The sequence below is a fragment of the Erwinia sp. MMLR14_017 genome (assembly GCF_033657285.1).
Classification (GTDB): Bacteria; Pseudomonadota; Gammaproteobacteria; order Enterobacterales; family Enterobacteriaceae; genus Erwinia.
Map to the genome: position 1 here is coordinate 374,499 of NZ_JAWVWP010000003.1, position 22,055 is coordinate 396,553.

The window sequence follows — 22,055 nt, forward strand, 5'->3', positions numbered from 1 at the left end:
AGTATTACCCTTTATATTCAGCTGGTTGTAAAAAGGTTGCCAGGATACAGATTGGTCTGATTTGCGTTAAGAAGGGCGAAATGTCGGGTAAATATATGTAAATTCGCCGTAACTAATTGTCATCAAGGCCAGATTAAAATGAAATACAGGGCAGATGTGGATGGATTGCGTGCGTTGGCAGTACTGCCGGTAATCGCCTATCACATGGGTGCAGGCGGCATTCCGGGCGGGTTTACCGGCGTGGATATCTTCTTTGTGATCTCGGGATACCTTATTTGCGGCATTATTTACAATGGTGCTACCAGTAACACTTTCTCTTATCTGGAATTTTACAAACGCCGCTGTTTACGTATTTTGCCACCGCTGTTTGTGGTGCTGCTGAGCACGTTGGCCTTTGGCTACTATCATCTTCTTCCGGCGCAGTTCAGCGACCTCAGCGACAGTACGCTGGCAACTCTGCTCTTCTCATCCAATATCTTCTTCTGGAAAACCACGGGTTATTTTGCCGGACCGGCGGAGCTAAAGCCCCTGCTGCACACCTGGTCGCTGGCCGTTGAGGAGCAGTTCTATATCATCTTCCCGGTAATACTGCTTTTCGTGGTGCGCTTTTTCCGCCAGCGTGCCACCCAGGTGATGCTGCTGATTATCACCGTTTCCCTGCTGTTAAGCATTTACGCCGTCACGCGCAAACCCACCTTCACCTTCTATATGTTGCCAACCCGAGCCTGGGAGTTGGCACTGGGCGGGATCATCGCCGTAGCGGGCCTGGAAGCGAAGATGAGCAACATCTCACAGGGGATCAAACATCTGATGAGCCTGGCGGGTCTGGCGCTGATCCTCTTTGGCTTCCTGTGGCTGGACACCAGTAAGCCGTTCCCGGCATGGAATGCTCTCTGGCCCTGCCTGGGCAGCTTTCTGATTGTCCTGGCGGGCCAGCAGGCGGCGGTATCGCGCGTGCTGGCGTTAAAGCCGATCGTTTATATCGGTATGATCTCCTACTGCCTTTACTTGTGGCACTGGCCGATTATCGTTTACAGCCGGATGTTCTTTAATTTCGCGCCCGGCCTGCGTGAAGCGGTGATCATCGGACTGACCTTTGGCCTGGCGATAGCTTCCCGCTACCTGATTGAGCTCCCGTTCCGCTATAAGCTGGCTGTTATCCGCTCAGGAAGGATTGTCACCGCCTCAGTGATGGGGCTGGTGGTGTTGGCATCCGGTACGCTCTATAAGGGACATATTGATAACAACGCCGGGCAATTTTCTGCACAAGCGCTGGCTCTGGCCAAATATTCTCAGTACAAAGAGATGCCGGAATTTAACTATCAGTACCGGTTGGGGCGCTGCTTTGTTGACGGCAAGAGTCAGGAAGATAAGCCTTACGATCGCGATTACTGCCTGAAGACCTCCGCTTCCGCCAAAAATTATCTTTTGATAGGCGACAGCCATGCTGCGCATCTCTGGCGCGCGCTGAGCCTGGCCGCAGGGCAGGGCGTAAACGTGATTCAGGCAACCTCCGCCGGGTGTAAACCTTTGTATCAACAGGCGCTGCGTAATCCCTGCACCGACCTGGTCGATTACCTCTACAGCTCATGGGTCCCGCAGCATAAAATTGACGGCATCATCATCTCTGCCCGCTGGGCGCCGGAAGATATCGCTCCCCTCAAGGAGACGTTAAAGCACCTTAAAAGCGTGTCGGATAACGTGATTGTGATGGGGCCGACCATTGAGTATTCAGAATCGCTGCCGGATCTGCTGGCTTATCAGACCGATGGCCGCAAAGATCTGGTCGCCGCTTCCATCGATCACAGCATCAAAGCCACGGACAGCGCCATGAAACAGGCGATGCAGGATGTCGCCACCCGTTATATCTCGGTCTACGCGATTATCTGTCCGGGCGATATTTGTCGCGGGCTGGCGTCCGACGGGCATCCCATCTCAAATGACTACGGGCACTTTACCTTAAGCGGCGCGAAGGACGTGGCGAATCAGGCTATGGTCGAAATGCATCGGGACGCGTTTATGTAAGGCCGGTATCGCTGCGGGCTGGGGTGCCCGGCAGCGGTATGCTTATGCTGTTCAGCGCAGGTTATGCTGCCGACACAGGCAGCAGATTATTTTTGAATAAGCGCTCAGCCCTTAAGCTCAACCTTGAGGTTTTTCGAACTGCTGCCTAACGTACTGGCATTGTCAGAGGGGATCACATACCCCTTATCCGCTGCTACATGTTGGCGATAGTAATCGACCACGGCGGCATCCTGCTGATTAGCAGTGGTGCTTTTCTTCAAACCGTAGACGTTACCCTCTGCATCTTTTGCCTTAATGCTGTCCGGCGCGTTGCTCACCAGATCGTCCAGCGTGCCGGAAACACGCCCATCCCCCTTCGCCGGGCCGATGGTCATCGCGGCATTATTTCCCTCAATGTAGCTGACATCATAGAAAGTCTGGCCGCTGCTGCCGTCAAACTTCACTTCACCCAGCGTTGCGTTGGCACCATCTCCCTGGGTGCTACGGAAGTTACCTGACCAGTTGGGGTCAAATTTCTGCGTTTTTGTTTCGCCTGGTTGCAGGGTGAGATCGTCTGGTTTGGCGCTGCCGTCGGCATTCGGCGTAAACGAAATCGTCATCGCCTTATCGCCCTTGTTCTCAAAGGTCAAACTGTTCTGGCTTGGGTCGATATCGGCGTCGCTACTGACCGCACTGGCACTGGTGCTGGCAGCGGCCGAATCCACTGTAGTGGGCGACTGCGGTGCTGTGCTCTCCGGCGTTGCCATTTGCGTGGCAGGTGATGAAGTAGCCGCTGGCGTTGTCGCCTGAGGTATTACAGAGGCTAAAGGCGGTTGTTGTTCGGCTAAAGCGTGCTCTGCAAAGAGGCCCGCGCCCTGGCCTGAGGTTGCGGAACCGGAGGCGGCGTTACCGCTCCCACCGCCGTGGGCTTTGTTGATTTGCTGGGCCAGCGTATCAATAGCAGAGAACGCGTTTTGCAACAGCTTGCCCAGCGTCTGTAAAAACTGACTGAATGAGGAGCTATCTGTGCTGCTGTCGGCCTGTTTTGAACCGGAAAGCTCCGGCAGATTACTGGTCGCAGGGGAGCCAAAACTGATGCTGTGGCCGCTGCCGGTTTGCTGGCTGGAGAGGCTCTCTGGCTGAGTTTTCAGTAAAGAATTCAATCCGCTGTCGCTTAAATCCTGTAAGACGCGATTTACTCCACTGCCGACCTGCATGTTCATGGGATTTCCCTGGGAAAAGGCGATGACCGTTGAGTGGCCTGAAAAGCTGCCCGGTTCCCGGCACAAAGCGATTTGGCTAACCCGCGCCGATCTGCCATACTTTGCGCCCTGAAATTCACTACCAGTCGAGATAGCAATGCAGTACCCGATTAATGAAATGTTCCAGACGTTGCAGGGCGAAGGGTTTTATACCGGCGTTCCGGCAATTTTTATCCGCCTGCAGGGATGCCCGGTAGGCTGCAGCTGGTGTGATACCAAACACACCTGGGATAAGCTGGCCGATCGGGAAACCTCGCTGGGCGATATCCTGCTGAAAACGGTAGAAACCGACGCCTGGGGTGCGGCAAATGCGGCTGCCCTGTTGGCGGTGATTGCTGACCACGGCTGGACGGCTCGTCACGTAGTGATCACCGGGGGAGAACCCTGCATTCATGATTTAACGCCACTGACCCATACCCTGCAGCAGCATGGCTTCAGTTGCCAGATTGAAACCAGCGGCACGCATGAAGTGCTATGCAGTGCGGAAACCTGGGTGACCGTCTCGCCAAAAGTGAATATGCGCGGAGGCTATGATGTACTGCATCAGGCACTGGTACGTGCCGATGAGGTCAAGCACCCGGTGGCGCGCGAGCGTGATGTGGAGGCGCTGGAAGGGTTGCTGGCTACGCTGAACGATGACAAGCAGCGGATTATCGCCCTGCAACCGATCAGCCAGAAAGAGGATGCCACTAAGTTGTGCATTGAAACCTGTATCCGGCACAACTGGCGTCTCTCGATGCAGACCCATAAATATCTGAATATTGCCTGACGCGCAGCGGCGACGACATACAGGGCAACGGCAGAAAACTTCAGGCTCGCCGCTGATTTAAATAAAGGCGCCAACAACGTAATAAAGAGAGATGACAGAGGGAAGGGCGGACCGGTCTGAGCCGATCCGCAGAGGCACTAACCTTTATACACGCAGCCAGCGGTACAGGTCTCTTTGATCATTACGGCGCTGAGGTCAGCGAGCTTTGGCTTCATCTGATCCCAAATCCACTTCGCCAGCACTTCGCTGGTAGGATTCTCAAGGCCGGGGATATCGTTCAGATAGTAGTGATCCAGACGATCGTAAATCGGCATAAAAGCCGCTTTCAGTTCGGCAAAGTCCATGATCCAGCCGGTATGCGCATCCACTTCGCCGGTAATTTCGAGCCGCACCAGAAAGGAGTGCCCATGCAGGCGGCCACATTTGTGCCCTTCCGGCACGTTAGGCAGATGGTGAGCAGCCTCGAATTGGAAATCTTTAAACAGCGTGGTAGCCATAAACGTTCTCTGTTGCTGGGAAAAACCGGCGAATTCTACCTGAAAACACCTTTTTTCGCACCCGTTTCCCGGCCCGTTGTTGATTTTAAGCAGTCTTTCAAAGCCTCCGCTTATTAATTATTTATTTATCAATCTGTTAGCTAATCTATTTTGCCGCTATGCCTTACCCGTAAAACCGTTTAGTCGTTTTGGTTATTTATTATTACCAACCCTTATTTAAGGGTTATTATGCTTGTCGTTACCCTACTCCTATCTTGCTGTCTTTACGGCCCGGACCACCCGATACTGGAACCTTCAACGCAATGACGACTCAGGCACCTCCAAGCTCTCTGCTTCCGCTGAATCCGGAACAACTCGCCCGTTTGCAGGCGGCCACCGGGGATTTCTCTACCACGCAGATGGCGTGGCTCTCTGGCTATTTCTGGGGCATGGTCAACCAGATGCCTGGCGCCGCAGCCGTCTCTGCGCCCGCTCCGGCGGAGGCCACTACCATTACTCTGCTTTCTGCTTCTCAGACCGGAAACGCTCGTCGCCTGGCAGAGCAGCTGCGCGACGATCTGCTGGCAGCGAAGCTGAGCGTTAACCTGGTTAACGCGGGCGATTACAAATTCAAGCAGATAGCGCAGGAAAAACTGCTGGTGGTGGTCACCTCCACCCAGGGTGAAGGCGAACCGCCGGAAGAGGCCGTTGCGCTGCACAAGTTCCTGATGTCGAAGAAGGCTCCGAAGCTGGAGGGTACCGCATTTGCCGTGTTCGGCCTGGGCGATACCTCCTATGAATTCTTCAGCCAGGCGGGGAAAGATTTCGACGGCAAGCTGGCGGAGATGGGCGGTGAGCGTCTGTTGGATCGTGTGGATGCGGATGTCGACTACGCGGCTGATGCGGAGAAATGGCGTAAGCAGATTGTAGAAATCCTCAAGGCACGAGCGCCAGACCAGTCATCTGCGGCCGCTGCGGTTAGCGCAACGGGCAGCGTGAATGAGCTCTCTACCAGCCCCTACACCAAAGAGGAGCCGCTGACCGCAAGCCTGGCCGTGAATCAGAAAATCACCGGACGTAACTCCGATAAAGATGTTCGCCATATTGAAATCGATCTGGGCGATTCCGGTCTGCGCTACCAGCCGGGTGATGCGCTGGGCGTCTGGTTTGAGAACGATCCCGCTCTGGTGCAGGAGCTGGTTGAGCTGCTGTGGCTGAAAGGCGATGAGAGCGTGACGGTGAACGGCCAGACGCTGCCGCTGGCAGAGGCGCTGCAAAAGCATTTTGAGCTGACGGTAAATACTCCGCAGATCGTCGAGCAGTACGGCAAGCTATGCCGGGATGAGACGCTGCTGGGGCTGATTAGTGAAAAACCACGGCTTCAGCACTACGCGCAGAACACGCCAATTGTGGATATGGTCCGTCTGGCGCCCGTCGAGTTGACGGCAGAACAGCTGACTGGCCTGCTGCGTCCGTTGACGCCACGCCTTTACTCTATTGCTTCGTCGCAGGCGGAGAGCGAGAGCGAAGTGCATATTACCGTGGGTGCTGTACGCTATGAAATTGACGGGCGTGAACGTGCAGGCGGCGCTTCCAGCTTCCTGGCCGATCGTCTGGAAGAGGATGGCGATCTGCGCATCTTTATTGAACATAACGACAACTTCCGCCTGCCGGCTAACCCGGAAACGCCCGTCATTATGATCGGGCCAGGCACCGGTATTGCTCCTTTCCGCGCCTTTATGCAGCAGCGTGATAATGAAGGTGCCGGAGGCAAGAACTGGCTGTTCTTTGGCAACCCGCACTTTACGGAAGATTTCCTCTATCAGGTTGAGTGGCAGCGCTACGTGAAGGATGGGCTGCTGACAAATATCGATCTGGCCTGGTCCCGCGACCAGCAGCAGAAAGTCTATGTACAGGATAAAATCCGCGCTAAGGGCGCCGAAGTGTGGCGCTGGATCGAGCAGGGTGCGCATATCTACGTCTGCGGTGACGCAAACCGGATGGCGAAGGATGTGGAGCAGGTGCTGCTGGAAGTGGTAGCTGAGCACGGCGGCATGGATCTTGAAACCGCCGATGAATTTTTAAGTGAGCTGCGCATTGAGCGCCGTTATCAGCGAGACGTTTACTAATGACTAATGAAAAACATCCTGGCCCGCTGGTGGTTGAAGGCAAACTGACCGACGCAGAGCGCCTGAAGAAAGAGAGTAATTATCTGCGCGGTACTATCGCCGAAGATTTACAAAACGGTCTGACTGGCGGGTTTACCGGCGACAACTTTTTGCTTATCCGCTTTCACGGTATGTATCAGCAGGATGACCGTGATATTCGTGCCGAGCGTGCAGAACAGAAGCTGGAGCCGCGTCATGCCATGATGCTGCGCTGCCGTCTGCCGGGCGGTATTATCACGCCGAAGCAGTGGCTGGGTATCGATAAGTTTGCTGAGAACAACACCATTTACGGCAGCATTCGTCTGACCAACCGCCAGACTTTCCAGTTTCACGGCATTCTGAAAGGCAACGTGAAGCCTGCGCACCAGATGCTGAGCGAAGTAGGGCTGGATGCGCTGGCAACCGCCAACGATGTAAACCGTAACGTGCTGTGCAGCTCCAACCCGGTGGAGTCTGAGCTGCATCAGGAAGCTTACGAGTGGGCGAAAAAGCTCTCTGAGCACCTGCTGCCGCAGACGCGTGCTTACGCTGAGATCTGGCTGGATCAGGAGAAAGTCGCCACCACGGATAAAGAACCGATCCTGGGCGAAACCTACCTGCCGCGTAAATTTAAAACTACCGTGGTTGTGCCGCCGCATAACGACGTGGATCTGCACGCGAACGATCTTAACTTTGTCGCCATTGCTGAAAACGGCAAGCTGATTGGCTTTAACCTGCTGGTGGGCGGTGGCTTGTCTATCGACCACGGTAACAAAGCGACCTATGCGCGTACCGCCAGCGAGTTTGGCTTCCTGCCGCTGGAGAAAACGCTGGCCGTGGCGGAAGCGGTGGTGACCACCCAGCGCGACTGGGGCAACCGTACCGACCGTAAAAATGCCAAAACCAAATACACGCTTGAGCGTGTAGGCGTAGAGACGTTCAAGGCGGAAGTTGAGCGTCGTGCAGAGATAAAGTTTGAGCCGATCCGCCCTTATGAGTTTACCACCCGTGGCGATCGTATCGGCTGGGTGAAAGGTATTGATGATAAGTGGCACCTGACGCTGTTTATCGAAAATGGTCGTCTGCTGGATTATCCGGGCCGTCCGCTGAAAACCGGCATCGCAGAGATTGCTAAAATTCACCAGGGCGACTTCCGCCTGACCGCCAACCAGAATCTGATTGTGGCGGGCGTGCCGGAAGCGGAGAAACCGAAAATTGAGGCGTTGGCCCGCAGCCACGGTTTGATGGAAAGCGTCACCGCGCAGCGTGAAAATTCGATGGCCTGCGTGTCGTTCCCAACCTGCCCGCTGGCGATGGCGGAAGCCGAACGCTTCCTGCCAGATTTTGTCACCCGCGTGGAAGGGCTGATGAGTTCGCATGGCGTGGGCCATGAGCACATTGTGCTGCGCGTGACCGGCTGTCCGAATGGCTGTGGCCGGGCGTTGCTGGCTGAGATAGGCCTGGTAGGCAAGGCGCCGGGGCGCTACAACCTGCATCTGGGTGGGAACCGCATCGGGACACGGATCCCGCGCATGTACCGTGAAAACATCACCGAAGATGAAATTTTGTCTACCCTTGATGCATTATTGGGCCGCTGGTCAAAAGAGCGCGAAGCTGATGAAGGCTTTGGCGATTTCACCGTTCGCGCAGGCGTGGTGAAACCGGTTGTCGATCCGGCCCGCGATTTTTGGGCATAACGGAGGCATGATATGTCTGTACTCGATCTCTCGACACTGAACGAATTACCTAAAGTTGAGCGCGTGATGGCGCTGGCGGAAGTGAATACCAAATTGGACAAGCTTTCCGCTCAGGAGCGCGTGCTCTGGGCGCTGGAGAATTTGCCCGGTGAAGCGGTGCTCTCTTCGAGCTTCGGCATTCAGGCGGCGGTCAGCCTGCATCTGGTTAATCAGGTAAAGCCGGGCATTCCGGTGATCCTGACCGATACCGGTTATCTGTTCCCGGAAACCTATCAGTTTATCGATCAGCTGACAGAGAAGTTGGACCTTAACCTGAAGGTGTTCCGTGCGGAGCAAAGCCCGGCCTGGCAGGAAGCGCGGTACGGTAAGCTGTGGGAGCAGGGCGTTGAAGGGATTGAACGCTACAACGAGATCAATAAAGTTGAGCCGATGAACCGGGCGCTGGCAGCGTTAAACGGCCAGACCTGGTTTGCCGGTCTGCGCCGCGATCAGTCCAGCAGTCGTGCACATCTGCCGGTGCTGGCTATCCAGCGTGGTGTTTTTAAGGTGCTGCCGATCATCGACTGGGATAACCGTCAGGTGCATCAGTATCTGCAAGAGAATGATTTGGGATATCACCCGCTGTGGGATCAGGGCTATCTTTCCGTGGGCGATACGCACACCACCCGTAAATGGGAGCCGGGGATGGCAGAAGAGGAAACCCGTTTCTTCGGCCTGAAGCGCGAGTGCGGGCTGCACGAGTAGCCATTTTCCTGATTTGAAAGAAGCTCACAGGGTTGCCTGTGGGCTTTTTTTTGCAGGTAGTGCTGGGGGAATAAGTTCAGCATCAGTATCGGGAAGGTGATGCTTGTGAGGCTGGATTTCTGCTAGAGGAACGCTGGCCATTAGTATCAGTATCGAGGAAGTGTTGCCTGTGAGTCCGGATCTCTGCGAGGGGAACGCTGGCCGTTAGCATCAGTGTCGTGGAGGTGTTGCCTGTGAGGCTGGATCTCTGCGAGGGGAACGCTGGCCATTAGCATCAGTATCGTGGAAGTGTTGCTTGTGAGGCTGGATCTCTGCGAGGGGAACGCTGGCCGTTCATAAAGACGCAAAAAACGTCATCCCTGACAGCTCGGCTCGCGCCGTCCATGGCGCGAGACGCTTTATTCACGGCCAGCGTTCCCCTCGCTTTAACCTTTGGCGTTGTCTGTCAGAGGTGCCAGCGGCTTCGGCGTTCGTTACTTTGTCTGTCAGAGGTTCCAGCGGCTTCGGCGTTCGTTACTTTGTCTGTCAGAGGTTCCAGCGGCTTCGGCTTTTGTTACATTGACTGACAGAAGTTCCAGCGGCTTCGGCGTTTGTTACCTTGTCTGTCAGAGATTCCAGCAGCTTCGGCGTTTATTACTTTGTCTGTCAGAGGTTCCAGCGGCTTCGCCGTTCGTTACTTTGTCTGTCAGAGGTTCCAGCGGCTTCGCCGTTCGTTACTTTGTCTGTCAGAGGTTCCAGCGGCTTCGGCGTTCGTTACATTGTCTGACAGAAGCCCCAGCGGCTTCGGCGTTTGTTACCTTGTCTGTCAGAGATTCCAGCGGCTTCGGCGTTTGTTACTTTGTCTGTCAGAGGTTCCAGCGGCTTCGGCGTTCGTTACTTTGTCTGACAGAGGTCCCAGCGGCTTCGGCGTTTGTTACTTTGTCTGACAGAGGTTTCAGTGCCTTCGCCGTTTACTTATGCAGAAGGAAACGGCTGTTCCGGCATTTATCTGTTTTCAAATTTTAGCGTTGCCTGGCGGAGGAGCTGCGTCAGCAGGGTCAGCTACCAATAAGCGCCTTAAACTCATCGGCTGCGCGGGTGATGTTAATCTCTGTTACCTCATATTCCGCCACGGCCTGGAAGGCGTCTTCCTGCAGGATGGTGTTCAACCGTTCACGATCGATATTCCTGGCGAGAATCACGCCGCCCGTACGAGGCTCTTTCCGGCCTGCGGTGATAAAAACCCCAGCGGCAAAATACTTATCCAGCCATGCCATATGCGCATCCAGCACGGCATCCACTTCGTCCATCGGACGGGTATAACTCAGGCTAACGATATACATTGCAACTCCTGGATCAGGTTTTAGGATTTGCCAGCTCGGTAATCAGCGGCAGGAGGATCTTAACAGCGGTGCGTGTACGTTGCGTCATCCGGCCTGGCAACCAGCGATCAAGAAAGGCCAGGTTATCGAGAGATGCCTGATGCATGGTGGTGCCTTGTGGGAAATGGCGGCTGGCGGTTCGCTGTTGCTTGCCGTCATGTTTGCCCAAATCCCAGTTGGTGGCGCGGAGGCTGAGCAGAGGGAAACCGGCTTTATCAAACAGATCTTCTGCGGGAAGATCCTTCACCGCCTTGCCGTTTGTTGCCGCAGCCAGCCCATGCAGGCGGGCAATTGCCAGCGCCCTGTCCCGCGTTTGCCGGGCGACCGCTTCCGGCGTGTTGCTGCCGCTGTCAAAGTAGAGTTTATCGCCAACAATCAGGCTGTCCAGGCTTATCACCAGCAACGTGTTCTTCTTCTCTTCTGGTTTCATCCGGGCGAGGTAATCCTCTTCACCGCGCTGTCCCAGCTCTTCAGCGCTGAGGGCGACAAAGCGCAGGCTGTAATGTAGCGGCACTTTACTGAGCTTTTGCGCCAGTTCCAGCATCACGCCAAGTCCGGAGGCATTATCGTCCGCGCCCTGAAGGGTTAACCCACCCAGATTATGTTGCCGGTCGCTGTCGCTGGATGGCAGATAAGTATCCGCGTGAGTCACAATCATAATCTGCTGGGGAACATCGCCCGCTTTAGCGGCAATCACGGAGGTGGCGGTTACGTTATGCGGCGTGATGTGTCCATCCTGCGTACGGTATTGATAGCGAGCGGTGAAGGTACGCTTGTTACTTTCATAGCCCATTTCCGTGAACTGGCGCTGAAGGTAGTCTGCCGTCAGCATCTCTGCCGGGCTGCCCGCCATCCGGCCAGGGAAGTAGGTGGCGATATGGCGCAACTGTTGCTCAGCGAACTGGCCATCCGGCTGCGCAGCCGATAAGGGGAAAACAGCACCGCAACTGAGCAGCGCGGTCAGCGCACCCAGGCAGAGTCGGGAAAACATGTCAGATCCTTAGTCGTCATCCGGTGACGATCCTGCGAGTTTTTTTACCAGGGTAGTATGAAAGTGTGATGCGCTTTGCACAATTTCATTCTCTCTTAAATGCCCTAAATATCATCCGTTAAGCACATTTTGTGCGGAGCTTTGCCAGAACGTTATTCCATTCAGTAACTACTCATTCCAATTAGTAATTTCATAAGCCTGAAGCCTGGGTCGTATAGTCGCATGAACTTTATGTCATTAATGAAAAAGGCTGACGTGGACTATCTTCCGATTTTTGCAGACATCCGTAATAAACCGGTGCTGATTGTAGGCGGCGGTGACGTGGCTGCGCGCAAAATTGAGCTTCTGCGTCGCGCGGGCGCTCACGTCACTATTGCGGCACGTGAGCTGTGCGAAGAGCTGACTGCGCTGGAAAAGAGCGGCGCCGTCAGCTGGATAGCCAAAGACTATCAGCCTTCTCAACTGGATAACGCCTGGCTGGTGATTGCGGCAACCGATGATGGCGAGCTGAATGCCCGCGTATTCACCGATGCCAGCGAGCGCCGCCTGTTGGCTAATGTGGTTGACGATCAGCCCAAATGCTCCTTTATCTTCCCGTCAATTGTGGACCGCTCTCCGCTGGTGGTCGCGATCTCTTCCAGCGGCACCGCGCCAGTGCTGGCCCGGCTGCTGCGTGAAAAGCTGGAAGCTTTACTGCCTGCCAATCTGGGACAGATGGCGGAAATCGCCGGAGAGTGGCGCAACAAAGTAAAGCAGCGCTTCAGCAAGATGTCGGAACGCCGCCGTTTCTGGGAGAGCGCCTTTAACGGGCTGTTTGCCAGCCAGGTCGCTTCCGGCAACATCGAAGGGGCGAAGCGCACGCTGGATCGGCAGCTCGACGAGCCGGAAGCCAGCGAAGGTGAAATCATCCTGGTGGGAGCCGGGCCAGGCGATGCGGGCTTGTTGACGCTGCGTGGTCTTCAGGTCATGCAGCAGGCTGACGTGGTGCTGTATGACCATCTGGTCAGTGATGAAATTCTGGACCTGGTGCGCCGCGATGCCGATCGCATCTGCGTAGGCAAGCGGGCAAATGCGCACAGCGTGCCGCAGGAAGAGACTAACCGTCTGCTGGTTGAGCTGGCGAAGAAAGGCAAACGAGTGGTGCGGCTGAAAGGGGGCGATCCCTTTATCTTTGGCCGGGGCGGTGAAGAGTTACAGGCTGCTGTGGAAGCGGGCATTCCTTTCCAGGTAGTGCCGGGCGTGACGGCTGCCGCAGGCGCAACCGCCTATGCCGGCATCCCGCTGACCCACCGCGACCATGCGCAGAGCGCAACGTTTATTACCGGTCATTGCCGTGCCGACGGCGAGGGCATGGATTGGGCTTCACTGGCTCGCGCCCGACAGACGCTGGCTATCTATATGGGCACCCTGAAAGCGGCAGAGATCTCCGCACAACTTATTGCTCATGGGCGCGACGCTCAAACGCCGGTGGCAGTGATTGGCCGCGGCACGCGACAGGATCAACAGGTTCTGATCGGCACGCTGGAAGAATTAGACGCATTAGCGCAACGCGCACCGACGCCGGCGCTGTTGGTGATAGGGGAAGTGGTTAACCTGCACCAACAGCTGGCATGGTTTCAACATTCAGCGCAGCAGGACGGACGCGAGTCCCCCGTTGTGAATTTGGCTTGAGGAAAAGTTATGGATCAAAAACGACTCACCCACCTGCGTCAACTGGAAGCGGAAAGTATCCATATCATCCGTGAAGTGGCGGCAGAGTTTGGCAACCCGGTGATGATGTACTCTATTGGCAAGGATTCCTCTGTGATGCTGCACCTGGCGCGCAAGGCGTTCTATCCCGGCACGCTGCCGTTCCCGTTACTGCACGTGGATACCGGCTGGAAATTTCGCGAAATGTACGAGTTCCGCGATCGCACGGTGAAAAACATCGGTGCCGAGCTGCTGGTGCATAAAAATCCGGAAGGCGTGGCGATGGGCATTAACCCGTTCGTCCACGGCAGCGCCAAGCACACCGACATCATGAAAACCGAAGGCCTGAAGCAGGCGCTGAACAAATATGGTTTTGATGCTGCCTTTGGCGGCGCCCGCCGTGATGAAGAGAAGTCGCGCGCGAAAGAGCGTATTTACTCCTTCCGCGACCGTTTCCACCGCTGGGACCCGAAAAATCAGCGCCCTGAACTGTGGCATAACTATAATGGCCAGATCAACAAAGGCGAAAGCATTCGCGTGTTCCCGCTCTCCAACTGGACCGAGCTGGATATCTGGCAGTACATCTTCCTGGAAAATATTGAGATCGTTCCGTTGTACCTGGCGGCCCCGCGTCCGGTTCTGGAGCGCGATGGCATGCTGATGATGATTGATGACGATCGCATCGACCTGCAACCTGGCGAAGTGATTGAGCAGCGTATGGTGCGTTTTCGCACCCTCGGCTGCTGGCCGCTGACCGGCGCGGTAGAGTCTGAAGCGCAGACGCTGCCGGGGATCATTGAAGAGATGCTGGTCTCCACCACCAGCGAACGTCAGGGCCGCGTTATTGACCGCGACCAGTCCGGCTCCATGGAGCTGAAGAAACGCCAGGGTTATTTCTGAGGAGCCGAGATGAACAACGTCATTGCACAACAAATTGCTGACCAGGGCGGCGTGGAAGCCTGGCTGCACACTCAGCAACATAAAAGCCTGCTGCGCTTTCTGACCTGCGGCAGCGTCGATGATGGCAAAAGTACGCTGATTGGTCGCCTGCTTCACGACACGCGCCAGATTTATGAAGACCAACTCTCTTCACTGCATAACGACAGCAAACGTCACGGTACGCAGGGCGAAAAGCTCGACCTGGCGCTGCTGGTGGATGGCCTGCAGGCGGAACGTGAGCAGGGCATCACCATTGATGTGGCTTACCGCTATTTCTCCACTGAAAAGCGTAAGTTTATTATTGCCGATACGCCGGGACATGAGCAGTACACCCGTAACATGGCGACCGGTGCTTCAACCTGCGACCTGGCGATCCTGCTGATTGATGCACGTAAAGGGGTACTGGATCAGACCCGTCGTCACAGCTTTATCTCCACGCTGCTGGGTATCAAGCACCTGATTGTGGCGATCAACAAAATGGATCTGGTGGAGTACCGTGAAGCCACCTTTGAACAGATCAAACAGGATTACCTGGACTTTGCCGGTCAGCTGCCTGCCGACCTGGATATTCGCTTTGTGCCGATGTCTGCGCTGGAAGGGGAAAACGTTGCCTCACCAAGCGAAGCGATGAGCTGGTACAGCGGCCCGACGCTGCTGGACGTGCTGGAAACCGTGGAAGTGAAGCGCGTGGTGGAACAGCAGCCGATGCGTTTCCCGGTGCAGTACGTTAACCGTCCAAACCTGGATTTCCGTGGCTACGCCGGTACGCTGGCATCCGGTAGTGTGAAAGTGGGCCAGCGCGTTAAGGCGCTGCCTTCTGGCGTGGAATCTTCCATCGCCCGCATTGTGACCTTTGATGGCGATTTGCAGGAAGCGCAGGCGGGCGAAGCGATTACTCTGGTGCTGAAGGATGAGATTGATATCAGCCGTGGCGACCTGCTGGTGGCCGCAGAAGAGACGCTGAAACCGGTGCAGGCCGCCTCTGTCGATGTGGTATGGATGGCCGAGCAGCCGCTGGTGCCGGGACAGAGCTTTGATATCAAAATTGCCGGTAAGAAAACCCGCGCCCGCATTGAGAAGATTAAATATCAGGTTGAGATCAACAGCCTGGCGCAGCATGACGTCGAAAGCCTGCCGCTGAATGGCATCGGCCTGGTCGAAATGACCTTTGATGAACCGCTGGTGCTCGACAATTATCAGGCTAACCCGGTGACGGGCGGCATGATCTTTATCGATCGCCTGAGCAACGTCACGGTGGGCGCAGGGATGATCCGCGAACCGTTGCAGGATGTGGTGCAGGAGCAGGGCAACTTCAGCGCGTTTGAGCTGGAGCTGAACGCGCTGGTTCGCCGTCACTTCCCGCACTGGAACGCACGCGATCTGCTGGGCGGCCAGTAATGGCCGCTGAACACGACGAAAATGTTATCTGGCATTCGCACGCGGTAACGCGTGCGGAGCGTGAGCGGCAGCACGGCCATCAGGGCGCGGTGCTGTGGTTTACCGGCCTTTCGGGATCGGGGAAATCTACCGTGGCTGGCGCGCTGGAACAGGCGCTGCATCAGCTTGGGGCCAGTACCTATCTCCTTGATGGCGATAATGTCCGCCATGGACTCTGCCGCGATCTGGGGTTCAGCGATGAGGATCGCAAAGAGAATATCCGTCGGGTGGGCGAAGTCGCCAAACTGATGGTTGATGCCGGACTGGTGGTGCTCACCGCCTTTATCTCTCCGCATCGTGCTGAACGCCAGATGGTGCGGGATATGCTGGGTGAAGGGCGTTTTATCGAAGTATTTGTGGATACGCCGCTGGCGATCTGTGAAGCCCGTGACCCGAAAGGGTTATACAAGAAGGCGCGTGCCGGTGAGTTGCGTAATTTCACCGGTATTGATGCCGTCTATGAAGCGCCTGAACAGGCGGAACTGCATCTTGATGGTGCGCAGCCGGTGCCGGTGCTGGTTTCTCAGATTGTGGCGCTGCTTCGCCAGCAGCAACACCTGCCAGCATAATCGCCAGAGCAGAAAGCGCTATTTCCGGCAGCTGAAGTAATCGTTAAGCCAGAGGGTGGCCGGCACGCCTGAAGGCTGTTAACGGCAGCGTTGTACCAACAATTGGTAACAATATTGCGGGTTCAAGTGTAGATCTGCAGCGATGTCACGCTATGATCCCCTCCTGAGATAGCCTCGGCAAAAACGCCTCAGAGCGCGCCGATTTTTGCGTCCACAGGATACTTATGCATAATGTTACGCCCTTGCTTGCCCGTAAAGAAGATCGCGACAGGGAAGAGCCCTCCTGGTCTTTTCCTGGTGGAGTAGTCGGCTTTGCCGCCTACTGGCTCGCTCTGGCGATCCCTTTCATGCTGTACGGCTCCTCTACACTGTTTTTCTTTCTCTATACGTGGCCCTTCTTTCTGGCAATGCTGCCCGTTTCCGTGCTGGTTGGCATCGCCAGCAGCGTGATCCTGCGCGGCCAGCTGCTCTGGACCATATTGCTGACCACGCTACTGGTTATCTTTCTTTTCTGGTTGCTGTTTACGCTACTGAGCGGATGGTAACCTGACCGCTCTCTCCACTCTGTTGGCTGCTGGTCTGGCAGATTTACTCTCTGAATCCCTGCTTCCGGGAGAAAATGTTGCCTGCAAACCCGTGATTCGGGTGAAGAACGCTCACCATTTCACCAATACAGGGTTAAATCACCGGTAGAGTGGAGTCGGATGAAAAGTTATGGGATGATTGAGCCGTTTTTCAGGGGGCGGGGATGGGAAAACTTACGCTGCTGTTACTTGTTTTACTGGGCTGGCTGCAATATTCGCTCTGGCTGGGCAAGAACGGCATACATGACTATACGCGCGTTAAAGACGATGTTGCGGTGCAACAAGGCGGCAACGCGAAGCTAAAAGCGCGAAACGATCAGCTGTTTGCAGAAATCGACGACCTTAACGGCGGTTCTGAAGCAATTGAGGAACGCGCACGTAACGAGCTGGGGATGATCAAACCCGGTGAGACTTTCTATCGCCTTGTGCCGGATCAAAATAAACGAAACGCGCAGCAGGGTGCATCTTCCAGTCAGCAACGATAACTCATGAATATCGCAGACTCCTTTCCGGCGCTTGTCGCTGTGGTCCCGGCTGCCGGTATCGGCAGCCGGATGCAATCAGAATGTCCCAAACAATACCTGAAGCTCGGCGGTAAAACGCTGCTTGAGCATGCGCTGGAGAGTCTGCTGATTCATCCGGCGGTCAGCCGCATTATTGTCGTCATCAGCCCGGACGATCTCTGGTTTTCCGCCCTGCCCATTGCCAGCGACGCACGTATCTCGGTGGTACTGGGCGGGAAAGAGCGTGCGGACTCCGTGCTTGCCGGTCTGAACGTAGTCTCTTCTGCGCACTGGGTGCTGGTGCATGACGCTGCACGGCCTTGCCTGCATCCTGACGATCTCAGCCGTCTGCTCGCCATTATGGCGACCAGTAAAGTCGGGGGGATCCTGGCCGCACCGGTTCGCGATACCATGAAGCGGGCAGAGCCAGGCAAAGAGGCGATTGCCCATACTGTCGATCGCGAAGCGCTATGGCACGCCCTGACGCCACAGCTTTTTCCACTGGCGCTGTTGCGCGAGTGCCTGACCCGCGCATTGCAGGAAGGGGCGACGATCACTGACGAGGCGTCGGCGCTGGAGTATTGTGGTTATCACCCGGAGCTGGTTATCGGCCGCAGCGACAATATCAAAGTCACCAGGCCGGAAGATTTGGCGCTGGCCGCGTTTTACCTGACCCAATCAATTAATAAGGAGAGCGCATGATGCGTATCGGCCACGGTTTTGATGTTCACGCGTTTGGCGGCGAAGGCCCGCTTATTATTGGCGGCGTGCGTATTCCTTATGAAAAAGGGTTGCTTGCCCACTCCGATGGTGACGTGGCGCTGCATGCGCTGACGGATGCGCTGCTTGGTGCGGCCGCGCTCGGAGATATTGGGAAGCTGTTCCCGGATACCGATGCCGCCTATAAAGGCGCGGACAGCCGTGAACTGCTGCGTGAAGCCTGGCGCCAGGTGCAGAAAAAGGGCTATCGCCTGGGAAACATTGACGTCACCATTATCGCGCAGGCCCCAAAAATGCTGCCGCATATTCCTCAGATGCGTATCAATATTGCTGAGGACCTCGGTATCCATATGGATGATGTCAACGTCAAGGCGACCACTACCGAGAAACTGGGTTTTACCGGCCGGGGTGAAGGTATCGCCTGTGAAGCCGTGGCGCTGATCCTCAAGGCGGAAGCGTAATGGCCGTTGACGAGCTGAGCTGGCTGCACGGAAAACCCACCGCTACAGGGGTGCTGAAAGCCAACCCGGAAGATTTTGTCGTGATTGAAGATCTGGGCTACCGCCCGGATGGAGAGGGCGAGCAGGTACTGGTACGCATGCGTAAAAACGGCTGCAATACCCGCTTCGTGGCGGAAGCGCTGGCAAAATTTGCCGGTATCCATCCCCGGGACGTCAGTTTTGCCGGGATGAAAGACCGACATGCGGTAACCGAACAGTGGTTTTGCCTGCGTATTCCCGGCAAAGAGACGCCAGATTTATCTGCATTTCAGCTGGAAGGGTGCGAGGTACTGGAAAGTGCCCGCCATCGTCGTAAACTGCGTACGGGTGCCCTGCAGGGAAATGCCTTTACCCTGGTATTACGGCAAATCTCAGATCGTGATGCGGTTGAGCAACGTCTGGGGCTGATCGCTCAAGCTGGCGTGCCAAATTACTTCGGCGAACAGCGGTTTGGCCACAACGGCAACAATTTGCTGATGGCTCGCCGCTGGGCGGCAAACGAGATCCGCGTTAAAGAACGCAATAAACGCAGCTTCCTGCTTTCAGCTGCCCGCAGCGCAATGTTCAATCAGGTGGCTAGCGAAAGGCTGGCGCAGGGAACCTTCGCCAGCGTGATGGCAGGCGATGCGTTACAGCTTACCGGACGTGGAAGCTGGTTTGTTGCAGAGGAAGCTGAGCTGGCAACGTTGCAGGCGCGGGTAGAGAGCGATGAACTGCGTGTTACCGCGCCGCTCCCCGGCAGTGGCGCCTGGGGCACCCTGCACAGCGCGCTCGCTTTTGAGCAACAAAGCCTGGCAGCGGAGACAGAATTGATTACACTGCTTGAGCGTGAGCGCGTTGAGGCTGCTCGTCGCGCCCTGTTGGTAAAACCGCGTGACCTGCGCTGGAGCTGGTGGGATGACGTCACCGTCGAACTGAATTTCTGGCTACCGGCAGGCAGTTTTGCCACCGCACTGGCGCGTGAAATTATCGAACAAGAAGGTGAAGATGCGAATATTGCTGAGTAACGATGACGGCATCCATGCGCCAGGCATTCAGACGCTGGCTGCCGCGCTGCGTGAGTTTGCCGAGGTGCAGGTAGTCGCGCCCGATCGCAACCGCAGTGGTGCCTCTAATTCTCTGTCACTGGAAACACCGTTACGCACCTTCACCCATGCTAACGGTGATATTGCCGTGCAGATGGGCACGCCAACGGACTGCGTTTATCTCGGCGTTAATTCGCTGATGCAGCCCAAACCTGACATTGTGGTTTCCGGCATTAATGCGGGGCCGAATCTGGGCGATGACGTCATCTATTCAGGCACCGTAGCCGCCGCGATGGAAGGACGTCACCTGGGATTACCTGCGCTGGCGGTCTCACTTGACGGCTATAAGCATTACGATACGGCAGCCGCAGTGACCTGTTCAATCTTGCGTGCGCTGATGCGCACGCCGCTGCGAACCGGTCGCATCCTGAATATTAACGTTCCGGATTTACCGCTTGCAGAGATAAAGGGGATCCGCGTGACTCGCTGTGGTAGCCGTCACCCCAGCGACCAGGTGATCCCGCAGCAGGACCCGCGTGGCAACATGATGTACTGGATCGGTCCGCCGGGCCAGAAGCTGGATGCCGGCCCGGATACGGACTTTGCGGCCGTGGATCAGGGGTATGTTTCCGTTACTGCGCTACACGTCGATCTCACTGCCCATGCCGCGCAGGAGAAAGTGGCGTCCTGGCTTGAAAGTGTCGAGGTCAGCAACGAATGGTGATCCGCCGAATTGATACGCTACTGGCGCAGCTGCGCCAGCAGGGCATTGACGATGAACGGTTGCTGAAAGCGATTGAGGATGTTCCGCGCGAACGTTTTGTCGATGAAGCGTTCGAACACAAGGCCTGGGAAAATATGGCGCTGCCTATTGGTTCCGGGCAGACCATATCTCAGCCCTATATGGTTGCGAAAATGACCTCGCTGCTGGAGCTGAGTCCGGGTTCACGCGTCCTTGAAATTGGCACCGGCTCCGGTTATCAGACCGCGATTCTGGCGCATCTTGTTGAACATGTTTACTCCGTTGAACGGATCAAAGGGTTACAGTGGCAGGCCAAGCGTCGTTTAAAACAGCTTGATTTGCATAACGTCTCCACGCGCCACGGCGACGGCTGGCAGGGCTGGCCCTCCCGTGGACCTTTTGATGCGATCATCGTTACCGCGGCACCGCCTGAGATCCCGGTTGAGCTGATGTCTCAGCTTGATGAAGGGGGGATTTTAGTGCTGCCCGTGGGCGAAGAGCATCAGGAATTAAAACGTATCCGGCGCAAGGGCGGTGAGTTTATTGTTGATACCGTAGAGCCGGTGCGTTTTGTTCCGCTGGTGAGGGGCGATCTCGCCTGAGACGTTAGCAATTACACACATCTGTAAATGGCGCCTGCTCAGCGATATTGTTAGTATCTTATTCATTTCACGATTTATTACTGCGGTTGTGCGCTTACAGGCTGCCGCAGTGGTCACAGTTTTGCCGTTATGGGGGAGTTAAATGAGCACAGGAAGCCCAGTATTTAAGTTATGCCGAATTGCGGCCGTTTCACTTGTTGGTTTTTGGATGGCTGGGTGTTCCAGCGATAACACACAGGCTCCTATCAGCTCCGTTGGCGGAGGCAATAGCGGCGGTATGCTCAGCGGCGCTTCCGGTAACGCTAACAGCGGCAACAGCGACGCTGGCGGCAACGGTGGTTATATCGCCCCTCCTGCTTCTATCTCGGCAAACTCCAGCGGCGTGGTAAGCGCTCCGCAGAACATCTCTACCTCCTCAAACGCAGCTTCAGCTCCCGCAAATGAGAACGTGGTGACCCAGGATGGTCATATTGTCTATAACCGCTCGTATGGGAATATTCCTAAAGGTAGCTATAGCGGAGAGACATATACCGTTAAACGAGGCGATACGCTGTTCTATATTGCCTGGATTACCGGCAACGATTTCCGTGATTTAGCCCAGCGAAATAACGTCTCCGCGCCTTACAGTCTCAATGTGGGCCAGCAGTTGCAGGTTAGTAACAGCTCCGGTGGTACCCTGACCGGCGGCAATGCAATTACCGCTGCCGATGCCAATGCTGGAGGTGTAGCAGTTCAACCCTCTGCGCCACAAATCAAAGGCGGAGCGGTTGCACAGCAGCCTGTTATTACGTATTCTGAGGATTCAGGTAAACCAAGTGAAGGCAAAATGTTACCTTCATCCGGTAAAAATACTGTTGCAACGACAACAGCACCGGTTACTGCTCCGACCGTCAGCAGCACAACTAACAGCACTACCCCCGTGGGTAACTGGCGTTGGCCGACAGACGGTAAGATTATCGATAACTTCTCTGCTTCCGAAGGGGGCAACAAAGGCATCGATATCGCGGGATCGCGAGGACAGCCTGTCATCTCAACCGCCTCAGGGCGAGTGGTATATGCAGGGAATGCGCTTCGCGGTTACGGTAACTTGATTATCATCAAACATAATGATGACTACCTGAGTGCATACGCCCATAACGATACGATGCTGGTCCGCGAGCAACAAGAAGTGAAAGCGGGTCAGAAGATTGCCACCATGGGTAGTACCGGCACAAGTTCGGTTAGATTGCATTTTGAAATTCGTTACAAGGGGAAATCCGTAAACCCGCTGCGTTATTTACCGCAGCGATAGTCC

General features: G+C 55.7%; 21 protein-coding genes. 17 read left to right on the forward strand and 4 right to left on the reverse strand.

Annotated elements, in window-relative coordinates:
- The first annotated feature begins 138 nt into the window (after positions 1-138).
- Positions 139-2,025 carry an acyltransferase family protein gene (locus SD961_RS07190; protein ID WP_318789704.1) on the forward strand — a complete coding sequence of 629 codons (1,887 nt, stop codon included), beginning with the start codon at positions 139-141 and terminating at the stop codon, positions 2,023-2,025.
- Between the two features lie 104 nt (positions 2,026-2,129).
- Here the strand turns inward: SD961_RS07190 and SD961_RS07195 are convergent, their stop codons facing one another.
- On the reverse strand, positions 2,130-3,227 hold the full coding sequence (locus SD961_RS07195) for a thaumatin family protein (RefSeq protein ID WP_318789705.1): 1,098 nt from the start codon (positions 3,225-3,227) through the stop codon (positions 2,130-2,132).
- A gap of 136 nt (positions 3,228-3,363) precedes the next feature.
- Here SD961_RS07195 and queE point away from each other — a divergent pair, with 136 nt between their 5' ends.
- Positions 3,364-4,035, forward strand: coding sequence for a 7-carboxy-7-deazaguanine synthase QueE (gene queE, locus SD961_RS07200; RefSeq protein ID WP_318789706.1), 672 nt, complete (start codon positions 3,364-3,366; stop codon positions 4,033-4,035).
- Between the two features lie 137 nt (positions 4,036-4,172).
- Here queE and queD read toward each other — a convergent pair whose 3' ends face one another.
- A complete protein-coding gene (queD, locus tag SD961_RS07205; RefSeq protein WP_318789707.1) occupies positions 4,173-4,532 on the reverse strand; it encodes a 6-carboxytetrahydropterin synthase QueD in 360 nt (119 codons plus the stop codon).
- A 302-nt stretch (positions 4,533-4,834) separates the two neighbouring features.
- Here queD and cysJ point away from each other — a divergent pair, with 302 nt between their 5' ends.
- Genes cysJ through SD961_RS07220 form a run of 3 tightly spaced genes read left to right on the forward strand, consistent with a single transcriptional unit; the run spans position 4,835 to position 9,099 of the window.
- Positions 4,835-6,640 carry an NADPH-dependent assimilatory sulfite reductase flavoprotein subunit gene (gene cysJ / locus SD961_RS07210; protein ID WP_318789708.1) on the forward strand — a complete coding sequence of 602 codons (1,806 nt, stop codon included), beginning with the start codon at positions 4,835-4,837 and terminating at the stop codon, positions 6,638-6,640.
- Positions 6,640-8,355: an assimilatory sulfite reductase (NADPH) hemoprotein subunit gene (cysI, locus tag SD961_RS07215; RefSeq protein ID WP_318789709.1), complete on the forward strand. Its 1,716-nt coding sequence runs from the start codon at positions 6,640-6,642 to the stop codon at positions 8,353-8,355. Before cysJ ends, cysI begins: the two co-directional genes overlap by 1 nt.
- 12 nt (positions 8,356-8,367) lie before the next feature.
- Complete coding sequence (locus SD961_RS07220) at positions 8,368-9,099, forward strand: phosphoadenylyl-sulfate reductase (protein ID WP_318789710.1); 732 nt, start codon at positions 8,368-8,370, stop codon at positions 9,097-9,099.
- Positions 9,100-10,136: 1,037 nt separating this feature from the next.
- On the opposite strand, the gene SD961_RS07225 is transcribed toward SD961_RS07220, so the two are convergent.
- Both SD961_RS07225 and SD961_RS07230 read right to left on the reverse strand, forming a co-directional pair.
- Positions 10,137-10,421, reverse strand: a complete 285-nt coding sequence (locus tag SD961_RS07225; protein ID WP_318789711.1) for a YciI family protein — start codon at positions 10,419-10,421, stop codon at positions 10,137-10,139.
- A gap of 13 nt (positions 10,422-10,434) precedes the next feature.
- Entirely contained in the window at positions 10,435-11,451 is a 1,017-nt protein-coding gene (locus SD961_RS07230) for an aminopeptidase (RefSeq protein ID WP_318789712.1), read from the reverse strand.
- Positions 11,452-11,706: 255 nt separating this feature from the next.
- Between SD961_RS07230 and cysG the strand changes: the two genes are divergently transcribed.
- The 12 genes from cysG to nlpD all read left to right on the forward strand — a co-directional run bounded on the left by cysG (position 11,707) and on the right by nlpD (position 22,052).
- On the forward strand, positions 11,707-13,122 hold the full coding sequence (cysG, locus tag SD961_RS07235; RefSeq protein ID WP_318789777.1) for a siroheme synthase CysG: 1,416 nt from the start codon (positions 11,707-11,709) through the stop codon (positions 13,120-13,122).
- A gap of 9 nt (positions 13,123-13,131) precedes the next feature.
- Positions 13,132-14,040, forward strand: a complete 909-nt coding sequence (cysD, locus tag SD961_RS07240) for a sulfate adenylyltransferase subunit CysD (RefSeq protein ID WP_306210956.1) — start codon at positions 13,132-13,134, stop codon at positions 14,038-14,040.
- Positions 14,041-14,049: 9 nt separating this feature from the next.
- Positions 14,050-15,477, forward strand: a complete 1,428-nt coding sequence (cysN, locus tag SD961_RS07245) for a sulfate adenylyltransferase subunit CysN (RefSeq protein ID WP_318789713.1) — start codon at positions 14,050-14,052, stop codon at positions 15,475-15,477.
- A complete protein-coding gene (cysC, locus tag SD961_RS07250) occupies positions 15,477-16,085 on the forward strand; it encodes an adenylyl-sulfate kinase (protein WP_318789714.1) in 609 nt (202 codons plus the stop codon). The genes cysN and cysC overlap by 1 nt, the downstream gene beginning before the upstream one ends.
- Positions 16,086-16,309: 224 nt before the next feature.
- A complete protein-coding gene (locus tag SD961_RS07255) occupies positions 16,310-16,630 on the forward strand; it encodes a DUF3561 family protein (RefSeq protein WP_318789715.1) in 321 nt (106 codons plus the stop codon).
- A gap of 203 nt (positions 16,631-16,833) precedes the next feature.
- Positions 16,834-17,154: a cell division protein FtsB gene (gene ftsB, locus SD961_RS07260; protein ID WP_318789716.1), complete on the forward strand. Its 321-nt coding sequence runs from the start codon at positions 16,834-16,836 to the stop codon at positions 17,152-17,154.
- 3 nt (positions 17,155-17,157) lie between these two features.
- Positions 17,158-17,874, forward strand: coding sequence for a 2-C-methyl-D-erythritol 4-phosphate cytidylyltransferase (gene ispD / locus SD961_RS07265; RefSeq protein WP_318789717.1), 717 nt, complete (start codon positions 17,158-17,160; stop codon positions 17,872-17,874).
- Positions 17,874-18,353 carry a 2-C-methyl-D-erythritol 2,4-cyclodiphosphate synthase gene (gene ispF, locus SD961_RS07270; protein WP_318789778.1) on the forward strand — a complete coding sequence of 160 codons (480 nt, stop codon included), beginning with the start codon at positions 17,874-17,876 and terminating at the stop codon, positions 18,351-18,353. Before ispD ends, ispF begins: the two co-directional genes overlap by 1 nt.
- Complete coding sequence (gene truD, locus SD961_RS07275; RefSeq protein ID WP_318789718.1) at positions 18,353-19,399, forward strand: tRNA pseudouridine(13) synthase TruD; 1,047 nt, start codon at positions 18,353-18,355, stop codon at positions 19,397-19,399. Before ispF ends, truD begins: the two co-directional genes overlap by 1 nt.
- The gene (gene surE, locus SD961_RS07280) at positions 19,380-20,141 is read left to right on the forward strand and encodes a 5'/3'-nucleotidase SurE (RefSeq protein WP_318789719.1); all 762 of its coding nucleotides are present in this window, start codon (positions 19,380-19,382) and stop codon (positions 20,139-20,141) included. The genes truD and surE overlap by 20 nt, the downstream gene beginning before the upstream one ends.
- Positions 20,135-20,761, forward strand: a complete 627-nt coding sequence (locus SD961_RS07285; RefSeq protein WP_306210972.1) for a protein-L-isoaspartate(D-aspartate) O-methyltransferase — start codon at positions 20,135-20,137, stop codon at positions 20,759-20,761. Before surE ends, SD961_RS07285 begins: the two co-directional genes overlap by 7 nt.
- A gap of 142 nt (positions 20,762-20,903) precedes the next feature.
- On the forward strand, positions 20,904-22,052 hold the full coding sequence (nlpD, locus tag SD961_RS07290; RefSeq protein ID WP_318789720.1) for a murein hydrolase activator NlpD: 1,149 nt from the start codon (positions 20,904-20,906) through the stop codon (positions 22,050-22,052).
- Positions 22,053-22,055: the final 3 nt, after the last annotated feature.